We start from the raw sequence: 11513 nt of genomic DNA on the forward strand, positions 1-11513 counted from the left end.
GTCATCGGTCAACATCCCCTCCCGGACCGCAGCCCAGAACCGGCGACGAACCTCCACAGAAATCGCGGTACGACCTGAACGACCCACAACGCAACACCCCTCGATCAAGCCAGGTGTTGCGTTGACCCCCTGAAGCCGCCCCGCAGAACCGACAAACATCTGAGTTCGGACGAGGGGGCGGGGTCAGAGGAGGCCCTGACTCTTCAAGAGCAGGTAGTGGTCGGCCAGCCGGGGCGGGAGGTCCTCCGGACTCGCGTCGATGACGGTCACGCCCAGGCGGCCGAGCAGGGCGGTGGTGCGCTGTCGCAGCGCGATCGTCCGCTCCGCCGCGGCGGCATCGTAGGCGTGCCGAGTGCTGTCGCGACGGGCGGCCATCTCGTCGACGGCCGGGTCGCTGACCGAGGCGAGCACGACCCGGTGGTGCGTCGTGAGAGCCGCGAGCGTGGGCAGCAGCGACTCCTCGATGGCGGCCGGTTCGAGGGCGGTGAGGAGGACGAGCAGCGCGCGGCGCGGCGCCGTGTCGGCGATGGCGGTCGCGAGGGTCGGCCAGGACGCCTCCAGTAGTGCGGGTTCCAGCGGCGCCATCGCGCTGACAAGGTCACCGAGCAACGTCGAGCGGCTGGAGCCGGTCACGCGGGCGCGGACCCACCGGTCGCCCGCGATGAAGTCCACCCGGTCGCCCGCGCGGGACGCCAGCGCCGCCAACAACAGGGCGGCGTCCATCTCGCTGTCCAGGCGCGGCATGTCCTCGACGCGGCCGGCGGAGGTCCTCGAGGTGTCGAGGACGAGCACCACGCGACGGTCGCGTTCGGGCTGCCACGTGCGGACGACGACGTGCTGCCGACGGGCGGTAGCGCGCCAGTCGATCGAGCGGACGTCGTCCCCTTCCACGTAGTCGCGCAGGGAGTCGAACTCGGTGCCCTGCCCCCGGATCCGGACCGCGGATCGTCCGTCGAGCTGCCGCAGGGTGGCCAGCCGAGACGGAAGGTGCTTGCGGCTGGCGAACGGCGGCAGCGACCGGATCGAGCCGCCCACCGTCAGCGACCGTTGCCGGGCCCCGATCCCGAGCGGTCCGAAGCTCCGGACCGTCACCCGGTCGGCCAGCCGGTCGCCCCGCCGTGACGGGCGCAGGGCCGTCGTGAACCGACGCCGCTCGCCGCCCGGCAGCCGCAGCCGGTGCCGCTCACCCGTCGCGCCCGCCGAGGGCTGCCAGGCGTCCCGGAGCCAGCCACGCATCGTCCGCCCCGAGGTGTTGGTGATCAGGAGCGAGGTGGACCCGTCGGCCCCGAGGCGCACCTGGCCCACGGGTTCGCGCTGGATGTCCAGCCGACGCGGGCTCACGGCGACCGCGAGGTCGAGCAGCGTCACGGCGACGCAGATCCCGACCCAGAGAACGACCATCTCCCGAGTGGGCTGGATGACGACGGCCACCACGCCGAGCAGGAGCAGCAGTGGGAACCGCCCACTCACCGACACGGCGAGACCCCCGAGAGGGGCAGCCGAGCGCAAAAGCGGGCAGGACGCATACGGAACCTCAGCGGGGGACTGGCACGGAGCCGATGGCGCTGGCCAGCACGGACCCGACCGAGACGCCCTCGAGCTCGGCCTCCGGTCGCAGCGACAGCCGGTGCGAGAGCGTGGCGTGGGCGAGCGCCTTGACGTCGTCGGGGGTGACGAACGTGCGGCCGTTCATCCACGCCCACGCGCGGGAGGTCGCGAGGAGCGCAGTCGCCCCACGGGGGCTCACCCCGAGCGAGAGCGACGGCGCCGACCGGGTCGCCCGCGCGATGTCGACGATGTAGCCAGCCACCTCGGGAGCGATGGTGACCGCACGAACCGCCTCGACGCCCGCCGCGAGGTCGTCGGGACCGGCGACCGCCTGGAGGCCGGCGGCGTCGAGGTCGCGCGGGTCGAACCCGCTCGCGTGCCGGCGGATCACCTCGAGCTCGTCGCCTCGCGGCGGCAGGGGCAGGACGACCTTGAGCAGGAACCGGTCCAGCTGCGCCTCGGGGAGCGGGTAGGTCCCCTCGTACTCGACCGGGTTCTGCGTCGCCGCCACGAGGAACGGCTGGGGCAGGGGCCGGGGCGTCCCGTCGACCGAGACCTGACGCTCCTCCATCGCCTCGAGGAGCGACGCCTGGGTCTTCGGCGGTGTGCGGTTGATCTCGTCGGCGAGGAGCAGGTTGGTGAAGACCGGGCCCTCTCGGAACACGAACTCCGACGTCGTGTTGTCGTAGACCAGCGATCCGGTGATGTCGCCGGGCATGAGGTCCGGCGTGAACTGGACCCGCTTGGTGTCGATGGCCAGGGCCTTGGCCACGGCGCGCACGAGCAGGGTCTTGGCGACACCAGGTACGCCTTCGAGCAGCACGTGGCCGCGCACCAGCAGGCAGATAATGACGCCAGAGACCGCGGCGTCCTGACCGACGACAGCCTTGCCCACTTCGCGGCGGACGGCCAGGAGCGCCTCGCGCGCGCGGTCCGAACCCTGTTGCGCTGCCGGGCTGAGGGCCGGCGAGGGCGTCGGCGCCGGTTCGCGGTCGGGCGGCGGCCGGCCGTCGGGCGGGTATGCGGACGGGTGTGCCGCCGGGTACGCGGGCTGCCCCGTCGGCGGCGGGGGCTGCCGCGGGGCGTCCGGGGCAGCCGGCGCGGAGTGGTCGGCGGTGTCGCTCATGAGCGGCGTACTTCCTTCTCGAGGGCGGCGAGCTCGGCGGCGAGCCCGAGGAGATGGTCGTCCCGGGTGGGAGGCGGACCGAGGAGCAGTGCGCCGACCTCGCCCACCGGACGCCCCGTGGCCGCGGAGACCGCGCTCACCAGCATGTGGTCGGAGCCGTCGGCGCCGCGGGACGAGATGGACGGGTTGGGGCGGGGCAGTCCGAGGTAGTCGGCGAGCCGGGTCCGGGCGGCCCCCTGAAGGGTGGCCCCGGCCCGGGAGGCGTCGCGGGCGCGGCGGTAGAGCCGGCCACGGCTCTCCGTCGTCTCGACAGCGCGGACGACGACGGGCAGTGGTTCGGGGACGAGCCGGCCGAACCGGCGGCCGCGCCAGAGGACCAGCCCCAGGAAGGCGAAGCCGCCGAGAGCGAGGACCGGTCCGAGCCAGGGAGGAACCAGGGAGCCGAGCCCGGCGTCGCCGCCGGCGGGGACGTCCTCGCGGGACGGGACGTACCAGACGACGCGGCCGGAGTGGCCGAGGGCGCGGAGCATGACCGCCGCGTTGCTGGCGTCGGTGATCTGGTCGTTGGCCGGCATCGACGTGCTCCCGAGCAGCACCATGGGCGGCGTCACGCCGCGGCGGGCCAGGGACAGGTAGACCGAGGCACCGTCATGGGTGAAGCACGCCGCGTCGGCGAGCGAGGACGTGTACTCGACCTGGCTGCGCGAAAGCGTCTCTCCCGGCTTCACGTCCGAGGTCCCGCAGTTGGCGGCGACGAGGTCCTGCGCCGCCCGACGGGCTTCGGTGACGGACACCTCGGGAGCGAGGTAGCGCAGAACGCTTCGGTCCGGGGCCACGAGGACCAACCGCTCGGCGCGACTCGCCAGCCGGGCCAGCCCCTTCGTCGTCGACTCGGCCAGGGGGGCGGTCCGCGTCACGACCACGGTGGTGTCGGCGTCGACCCCGGCCCGCTCGAGCTCGGCCTCGCCCCGCGCGACAACCACGCGGACGCCCTGGGACTCGAGCACCCGAGCGAGCGCCTGGGCGCCATTGGCTGTCGGGTTGCGCGGGTCGAGCGGTGCCGAGCTGGCCGGTCCGGGACCCTGCGACACGAAGAGGAAGGCGACGGCGACGACCGCGGCGGCGAGGACCGCCACGAGCACCCAGCGCCGACGCCAGCCGCGGGCTCTCCGCGCGGCGCCGCCGGACGAGGTGCCCCCCGGCGAGTCGCCGTCCGGCGAGGCTCCGCCCGGCCAGCCCTCGGTGGTGGACTCGGCCGCCGCCTCGGCGGAGCGCTCCCAGAGCTCGGTGGTCACGACCGCACCCCGGTGAGCCAGACCGAGTCCGGCTCCGTGTCGCCGGAACCGGAGCCCGGCTGGGTCGGGGGAGGAGGCGTACCGTCGTCGCCCCGGGAACCCCTGGCGTTCCGCGGCGGCAGGACCGGCTTGGCCGCGTGGAGCGCCGCATCGGTCGACCGGGTGGTCATGGCGTCGTCGCGGGAGGCGGTGAGGTCCCCGTAGGCGGCCGCGTCGAAGAGGTCCATGGTGCGGCTGATGTCGGCCACCTGGGACGGGAAGGCCACGGCGAGCGCGGCACCGACCTCGTGGGCGGTCATCGACCGCGCGTCCGGCAGCAGGGTCCGGCTCTCGGCGTCGCGGGCGATGGCCCGGGTCCACGCGAGCACCGCATCGTCGAAGCGACCGTCGGACAGCGCCCGTTCCGCCTCACGGCGCAGCTGGTCGGCCGTGAGCACGCTGTCGCCGAGCAGGGTCTTCCTCCGGTCGGCCACGGACCGGCTCTCGACCCGGATCCGGGTGAGCAGGACGACCCCTCCGGCGACGAGGAGGGCGACGACGAGGGTGATGACGACCGGAGGCAGGCTGGCACCGCCGGTCCCCTGGGTGCTCTGCAGGTCGGCCAGCCGGTCGCCGAGCCAGTCCATGAGGCGCTGGAGCAGGGAGCTGGTGTCCTGGTACTCGCTGCGGGCCAGCTCGTCGCTGAGCCACTGTCGCGCCTGGTCGGTCGTTGGGTCCAGGTCTCGCGGGAGCGCCGTCGTGAGGACCCCGGCGAGCCGGTTCACGAGCCGTTCCCCGAGGCCCGAGCGGCGCGCTGGAGGACGAGGTCGAACCCTTCGAGCCGCATCCGCTGGTCGACGTAGAGGAGCGAGATCGCGCCGGCGGCGAACGGGACGACGACGGTCATCGACAGCAGGGTCGCGATCGCGAGGCCCAGCGAGGAGACCAACGCGTCGACGCTGGGACTGAGGGAGAGGGCTGAGCTGACCAGCGACGCCACGACGATGAGCGGCAGCTGGACCACCCAGAAGACGACCACGCAGAGCAGGCCGACGACGACGAGCCGCATCAGGGTGCGCCAGAACACACCGTGGGTCAGGGCCCAGCTGCGGCTCAGCGCGTCGGACACGGTGCGACGTTCCAGGACCACGGCCGCACCGGCCAGGCAGGAGCGGGTGAGCAGGTATGCCGACCAGGCGGCGACGACGAGTCCGCCGAGCAGCGAGATGGCGAGGGCCGCCAGCAGCGAGTTGGCCTGGGTCGCCAGCGCGACGAGCAGGATGAGCAGCACGATGGGCAGGGATAGCCCGACGGTCAGCAGGGCAGCGAGCCCCAGCAGTGGCAGCAGCCGGCGCCGCACCTGAGCCCACATCTCCGCTAGTCCTGGTCGGCGGCCCAGAGCGGCCTCGCCGACCGAGTAGGACAGCGCGCCGGCCAGCACCAGCGAGGCGAACCCGATCCCGAACAACAGCAGCAGCCCGAAGAACGAGCTCTGGTCGACGACCGCGTCGGCCCCGATGTCGGTGTACCAGGATCCGTGGGCTCCCAGGGCGGCGACGAGGATCGCCGGGACGGCCGACAGGGCGAGGACCGCGAGGGTGGCGCTGAAGACGGTGCCCGCGTTGCGCCGGATGTGTTTCACCGCCGCGTCGACGATGTCGCCGAGGCTCATCGGACGCAGCGAGATGATGCCGGGCTTGTGGCTGGTGACGAGCAGGACGCGGTCGGGTCCGCGGGAGACACTGCCGGCTCGGTAGCGCGCCGCGGCGCTCGGGGTGGCGGCCTCCGCGCTGCCCGGGGCGGCCAGCCCGTCGAGCGGGGTATCCACGGCGTCGGGTGCGGTGACCGGCATACCGGCCGACGACGCCGTCGCGAGACCTCCGGGCGGGAGGTATGCGGGGGGTCGGCGGCGCACGTCCTCGGCCGGAGCGCCGGGGGGCGGCCCGAACCCGCTCACGGCACCCCCAGCCGTGCGTCGCTGACGAGCACCCCTGACAACCCCTGCCTCTACCCACCGTCGCCACGACGGTCCGTCCGGAGAAGGTATCAAGCGGGGATGTCGGCCATGACGGTTCTACCGCCGCTGGCGGGCCTCGTCGGCGCCGACCTCGGGTTCCGGCGCGGCCTCCTCCGCCGGGGGCGTCGGGGCTCCGGCGACCGCGTCCTGGATGACGACCATCAACCGCTGGACCGGTTCGCGGTACCGCTCCTCCCGCAGCTGCGCCGTGGCCAGCTTGTGGGGCCGTCCCTGGTGGCCATCCCGTGCCTCGTAGCGCTTCCGGGCCCACACCGACCGAGGCCGGGCGAGCCGGATGGCCCCGATGACGAGCAGCACTGGGACGAAGAGACCGACCAGTCCGGTCCAGAGCTTGCCCTTGAGAAGGGTGACCGCCGCGAGGGTGAGGTTGATGGACAGGACCAGGACGAGACTGACGACGAAGACCACGGAGCCCTGGCCCTGGAGGCTGGTGAGATCGTCGACGAGGGGTGCGCCGCCGAGCAGCAGAAGCCCGGTCACGCCGGTGGCGATCGCGACCGCGTCGACCGAGAGGCGGCCCTCCTCGGCCCAGTAGACGTCGTCGAGGTGGAGGATCAGGGCGAACTCGTCGAGGACCAGCGCCGTCCCGATCCCGAACACGGCCGCGCAGACCGCCCGCCACACCATCGGTTCGAGCGGAACCGCGAGCTGCCCGACGCCGCCGACCACCATCGCGACGGTCCCGAACACGACGTGGTGGATGTGCAGGCCGCCGTGGGTGATGTTGCCGGGCCACCAGCTGACCTGCGCGCGGATCATCCGCACCGAGAAGCGGATGAACGCGAAGGTCAGGACGAACGCCGCGAAGAAGCAGAACAGCGGCAACCGGCCGGTGTCGAGGATGGTCTCCTGGAACCAGTCGCCCATCCGGTCAGTGTCTGGCACCCCGTCGAGAAGAGTGCAGGGTTCTCGACCGACCGGTTCCCAGCCGCCGCTCGACCTCGGCCGGACCGGCACAGGTGGCCCCGAGGCGCTCCATCCGGGCGACGACGTCCGGTTCGGCGCGAGTCAGGGCCACGCCTCGACGCACGAGGACGAGGGGCGGCTTCCGGCGCTCGGCGAGGTCGCGGACCAGCCGGCGCCCGAACGTCACCCAGCGGGGATGCCGGACGCACCACGCGGAGTGGAGGATCCCGGCGTCGGCCAGCGCCCCGATGATCTCGGCCGCGAAGATCCCCTCGGCCACCACCAGCGAGCCGGGCGGGGTGGTGATGATGGCCGTCCCGGCGGCCGCCGACCGGGCGATGTCGTAGACCGGCACCTCCGTCGTGCCGGCGGCGACCAGGTCCTCCAGCGCGCGGACGGCGGCGGCCGCGTTCCAGGAGCGCGGGTCGTCCCAGTCGACGATGGTCGTCCCGCCGAGGTCGCGGGTCGGCAGCTCCGGGTCGTCGCCGTCGCGGTAGAAGTCGTCGAGCCGGACGACCGGCCACCCGTAGGCGGCGTGCAGCCGGGCCGCGAGGCGGGACTTCCCGGCTCCCGAGGGCCCGGCGAGGACGACGACCCGCGCCGTCGCACGCATACCCGCGTCGTTCACCGGCCCTTGGGGTGCCACACGGTCTTGGTCTCGAGGAAGGCGCGTACGCGCCGCAGGTCCGGGGTGAGGGTCCAGTCCGGCTCGACCGCGGTCGCCCCGTTGCCTCCGGGGCGGAGCACCCGCTTGACGTTGTCGGCGGCGGCGGCCTCGAGGTCGCCCCAGACGACGCCGTCGGCGTCGGCGGCGCCGGTGAGGTCGATCGCGTTGACGTCGCGGTGCGACGCGAGCCAGGGGCCGATCTCGGCGGCCTGGCCCGTGAGCAGGTTGATGACCCCGCCCGGCACGTCACTCGTCGCGAGGGCCTCCGACAGGGTCACCGCCGGCAGCGGGCGCGCGACGCTCGTGACGACCACGCAGGTGTTGCCGGAGACGACGATCGGCGCGACCACGCTGACCAGCCCGAGCAGCGAGGACGACTGCGGCGCCAGGGCGGCGACCACACCGGTCGGCTCGGGGGCGGAGATGTCGAAGTACGGCCCCGCGACGGGGTTCAGCCCACCGAGGACCTGGGCCAGCTTGTCGGTCCAGCCCGCGTACCAGACCCAGCGGTCGATGGCGGCGGCGACGGTGGTCCGGGCCCGAGCGGCGGTGAGGCCCTCGGCGGCCGACACCTCGTCGACGAACTGGTCGAACCGGCCCTCCATCACCTCGGCGACGCGGTAGAGCACCTGGCCCCGGTTGTACGCGGTCGCGCCGGCCCAGCCGGGGAACGCCGCCCGCGCCGCGACGACCGCATCGCGGGCGTCCTTGCGCGAGGCCTGAGAGGCGTTGGCGAGGAACCGGCCCTTCGTGTCGCTGACGACGTAGGACCGGCCCGACTCGCTGCGCGGGAAGGCGCCGCCGATGTAGAGCTTGTAGGTCTTGCGGACGTCCAGCCGCGGCGCCGGCCCGGCGACCTTGCGCGATGCCGTGGGGCTCACTGGTCGTCTCCCGTCGTCACGTAGCCCTCCAGGCCGTGCCGGCCGCCCTCCCGGCCGTAGCCGGACTCCTTGAAGCCGCCGAACGGCGAGGTGGGGTCGAACTTGTTGAAGGTGTTGGCCCACACCACGCCCGCGCGCAGCTGGTCGGCCATCCAGAGGATGCGCGACCCCTTGTCCGTCCAGACGCCGGCGGACAGGCCGTAGGGCGTGTTGTTGGCCTTGGCCACCGCCTCCTGTGGCGTCCGGAACGTCAGCACCGAGAGCACAGGGCCGAACACCTCCTCCTGCGCGATCCGGTGCGTTTGGGCGACGCCGGTGAACACTGTTGGGGGGAACCAGAACCCGCGGCTCGGGAGGTCGCACGGGGGGCTCCACCGCTCGGCCCCCTCGGCCTCCGCGATGCCGGACAGCTCGCGGATGCGGTCCAGCTGGGCGGCCGAGTTGATCGCGCCGAGGTCGGTGTTCTTGTCGAGCGGGTCGCCGACGCGGATGGTGGTCAGCCGTCGCTTGAGCTTGCGGATCACCTCGTCGTGCACGGACTCCTGCACCAGCAGCCGCGACCCGGCGCAGCAGACGTGGCCCTGGTTGAAGAAGATCCCGTTGACGATGCCCTCGACCGCCTGGTCGACCGGCGCGTCGTCGAAGACGATGTTGGCCGCCTTGCCGCCGAGCTCGAGGGTCGCGCGGACGCGGGTGCCCGCGATGGTGCGGGCGATCGCCTTGCCGACCTCGGTCGAGCCGGTGAACGCGATCTTGTCGACGCCGGGGTGCTCGACGAGAGCTCGGCCGGTGTCGCCGGCGCCGGTGACGATGTTGACGACGCCGGGGGGAAGGTCGGCCTGCTGGCACACCTCGGCGAAGAGCAGGGCCGTCAGCGGCGTGGTCTCGGCCGGCTTGAGGACGACGGTGTTCCCGCAGGCGAGCGCCGGCGCGATCTTCCACGACAGCATGAGGAGCGGGAAGTTCCACGGGATGACCTGGCCGACGACGCCGATCGGCCGTGGCGGCCGCCCGCCGGCCGGCGCGAGACCCGCATACTCCAGCTTGTCGGCCCACCCCGCGTGGTAGAAGAAGTGCGCCGCCGCGAGCGGGATGTCGACGTCGCGCGCCTCCTTGATCGGCTTGCCGTTGTCGAGCGTCTCGAGGACGGCGAACTCGCGCGCTCGCTCCTGCAGGAGGCGGGCGATGCGGAAGAGGTACTTGCCGCGGTCGGCGCCGGACATCCGGCCCCAGACGCCTCGGTATGCCTGCCGTGCCGCCTTGACGGCGCGGTCGACGTCGTCGGCGGTCGCCTCCGTGATGTCGGCGAGCACCTCCTCCGTCGCCGGGCTGATGGTCTTGAAGCTGGTGTCGCCGGAGGACTCGACGAACTCGCCGCCGATGAACAGTCCGTAGGACGAGCGGATGTCGACCACCGACCGGGACTCGGGGGCGGGGGCGTACTCGAAGCGGGGCATGACAGCGGGCTCCTCAGGTGCCTTCTCAGTCGAGGGTGACGTAGTCGGGGCCGGAGTAGGCGCCGGTGCGCAGCTTCTGCCGCTGCAGGAGCAGGTCGTTGAGCAGGCTGGACGCCCCGAACCGGAACCAGTCGGGGTCCATCCAGTCGTCACCGGCGATCTCGCTGACCATGACGAGGTACTTGAGCGCGTCCTTGCTCGTCCTGATCCCGCCGGCGGGCTTGACCCCGATCTGTACCCCGGTGGACTCCTGCCAGTCACGGACCGCCTCGAGCATGATGAGCGTCACCGGCAGGGTGGCGGCGGGCTGCACCTTCCCGGTGGACGTCTTGATGAAGTCGCCGCCCGCCAGCATCGACAGGTACGACGCACGGCGGACATTGTCGTAGGTGACCAGCTCGCCGGTCTCCATGATGACCTTGAGGTGGGCGTCGTGGCCGTCGGGGCGGCGACACGCCTCCTTGACCGCGACGATCTCCTCGAACACGGTCAGGTAGTCGCCGGCAAGGAACGCCCCGCGGTCGATCACCATGTCGATCTCGTCGGCTCCGGCGGCGACGGCGTCGGCCGTGTCGGTGAGCTTGACCGGCATACTCGCTCGTCCCGAGGGGAAGGCGGTCGCGACCGCCGCAACGTGGATGCCGCTGTCGCCCAGCGCTTCTCGGGCTATGGCGACCATGTCGCCATAGACACAGATCGCCGCCGGTCGAGGGGTGGAGGCGTCCGTGGGGTCGGGCACCCGAGCCTTGGCGCACAGCGAGCGAACCTTGCCCGGGGTGTCGGCGCCCTCGAGCGTGGTGAGGTCGATCATCGAGATCGCCATGTCGATGCCCCACGCCTTGGCCGTGGTCTTGATGGACCGGGTTCCGAGCCCGGCGGCGCGGGCCTCGCAGCCCACCTGGTCGACTCCGGGGAGGCCGTGGAGCCAGGTCGTGAGAGCCCGGTTGGTCACCCGGCCGACGCCGAGGATGTCGCGCGCTCGCTCGGTGGTCCGCTCTCCGACACTGGCGAGGGTTGTCACCTAGCGAGTCTAGTTGCCCCGGAGCACGCCGAGATCTGCGTGCGAGAATGCCGGCCATGAGCCGTTCGACATCTGCGCCGGAGGCCCTGCGTACGCTCCGTCAGCGCGCGTCGATCGCGCTCGGCATCGTGGCGATGTCGCTGGGCGGGCTGATGGCGGTGCTGTCGGTGTTCTCCGGGGAGCCCTCCCTGATCCTCATCGGCACGATGCTGATGCTGGTCGCGATCGGCTGGGTACTGTTCATCCGGCCGGCGGTGGTGCTCACCATCGTCGGCGTCGAGCTGGAGAACCCGTTCCGGCGCACCAGCATCCCGTGGTCCCACATCGAGGACGTCTCGCCGCGGTGGAACCTCGAGATCTGGGCCGACGGCAAGACCTATCCCGCCTGGGCGGTGGCGTCGCACATCGACCGCCCGAAGCGTTCGGGCGTCCCAGGGTACGGAAAGCTCGGCCTCGACGAGACCACGCTGAACGCGCCCAAGCCGTCCGAGGGTGCCACGGTAGGCAGCGCCAGCCGGATGATCGAGACGGCGATGGCCGAGTACGCGGAGCTGGTGGCCGAGGGCGACTCCGCCGCGGTGACCGGGCGGGAGAT

General features: G+C 72.6%; 11 protein-coding genes. 1 reads left to right on the forward strand and 10 read right to left on the reverse strand.

Going from position 1 to position 11513, the window contains the following annotated elements; translation table 11 throughout:
* Positions 1 to 183 precede the first annotated feature (183 nt).
* The 10 genes from VIG79_RS08085 to deoC form a co-directional block, all read right to left on the reverse strand.
* The gene (locus VIG79_RS08085) at positions 184 to 1476 is read right to left on the reverse strand and encodes a DUF58 domain-containing protein (protein ID WP_331884412.1); all 1293 of its coding nucleotides are present in this window, start codon (positions 1474 to 1476) and stop codon (positions 184 to 186) included.
* 58 nt (positions 1477 to 1534) lie between these two features.
* Complete coding sequence (locus VIG79_RS08090; RefSeq protein WP_331884413.1) at positions 1535 to 2674, reverse strand: MoxR family ATPase; 1140 nt, start codon at positions 2672 to 2674, stop codon at positions 1535 to 1537.
* Positions 2671 to 3969 carry a DUF4350 domain-containing protein gene (locus tag VIG79_RS08095; RefSeq protein ID WP_331884414.1) on the reverse strand — a complete coding sequence of 433 codons (1299 nt, stop codon included), beginning with the start codon at positions 3967 to 3969 and terminating at the stop codon, positions 2671 to 2673. Before VIG79_RS08095 ends, VIG79_RS08090 begins: the two co-directional genes overlap by 4 nt.
* On the reverse strand, positions 3966 to 4733 hold the full coding sequence (locus tag VIG79_RS08100) for a DUF4129 domain-containing protein (protein WP_331884415.1): 768 nt from the start codon (positions 4731 to 4733) through the stop codon (positions 3966 to 3968). Before VIG79_RS08100 ends, VIG79_RS08095 begins: the two co-directional genes overlap by 4 nt.
* A complete protein-coding gene (locus tag VIG79_RS08105; protein ID WP_331884416.1) occupies positions 4730 to 5905 on the reverse strand; it encodes a glycerophosphoryl diester phosphodiesterase membrane domain-containing protein in 1176 nt (391 codons plus the stop codon). Before VIG79_RS08105 ends, VIG79_RS08100 begins: the two co-directional genes overlap by 4 nt.
* Before the next feature lie 117 nt (positions 5906 to 6022).
* Positions 6023 to 6853, reverse strand: a complete 831-nt coding sequence (locus tag VIG79_RS08110; RefSeq protein ID WP_331884417.1) for a hypothetical protein — start codon at positions 6851 to 6853, stop codon at positions 6023 to 6025.
* A 4-nt stretch (positions 6854 to 6857) separates the two neighbouring features.
* The gene (locus VIG79_RS08115; RefSeq protein WP_331884418.1) at positions 6858 to 7505 is read right to left on the reverse strand and encodes an ATP-binding protein; all 648 of its coding nucleotides are present in this window, start codon (positions 7503 to 7505) and stop codon (positions 6858 to 6860) included.
* 11 nt (positions 7506 to 7516) lie between these two features.
* Positions 7517 to 8440, reverse strand: coding sequence for an aldehyde dehydrogenase family protein (locus tag VIG79_RS08120; protein WP_331884419.1), 924 nt, complete (start codon positions 8438 to 8440; stop codon positions 7517 to 7519).
* Complete coding sequence (locus VIG79_RS08125; RefSeq protein ID WP_331884420.1) at positions 8437 to 9897, reverse strand: aldehyde dehydrogenase family protein; 1461 nt, start codon at positions 9895 to 9897, stop codon at positions 8437 to 8439. The genes VIG79_RS08120 and VIG79_RS08125 overlap by 4 nt, the downstream gene beginning before the upstream one ends.
* A gap of 25 nt (positions 9898 to 9922) precedes the next feature.
* Positions 9923 to 10918 (reverse strand): deoxyribose-phosphate aldolase, encoded by a 996-nt coding sequence (gene deoC / locus VIG79_RS08130; RefSeq protein ID WP_331884421.1) that lies wholly within the window; start codon positions 10916 to 10918, stop codon positions 9923 to 9925.
* A gap of 56 nt (positions 10919 to 10974) precedes the next feature.
* On the opposite strand from deoC, the gene VIG79_RS08135 reads away from it, so the two are divergent.
* Positions 10975 to 11513: PH domain-containing protein (locus VIG79_RS08135; protein ID WP_331884423.1), on the forward strand; the 539-nt coding region annotated here is incomplete at its 3' end.

The organism is Lapillicoccus sp. (assembly GCF_036559105.1).
Lineage (GTDB): Bacteria > Actinomycetota > Actinomycetes > Actinomycetales > Dermatophilaceae > Lapillicoccus.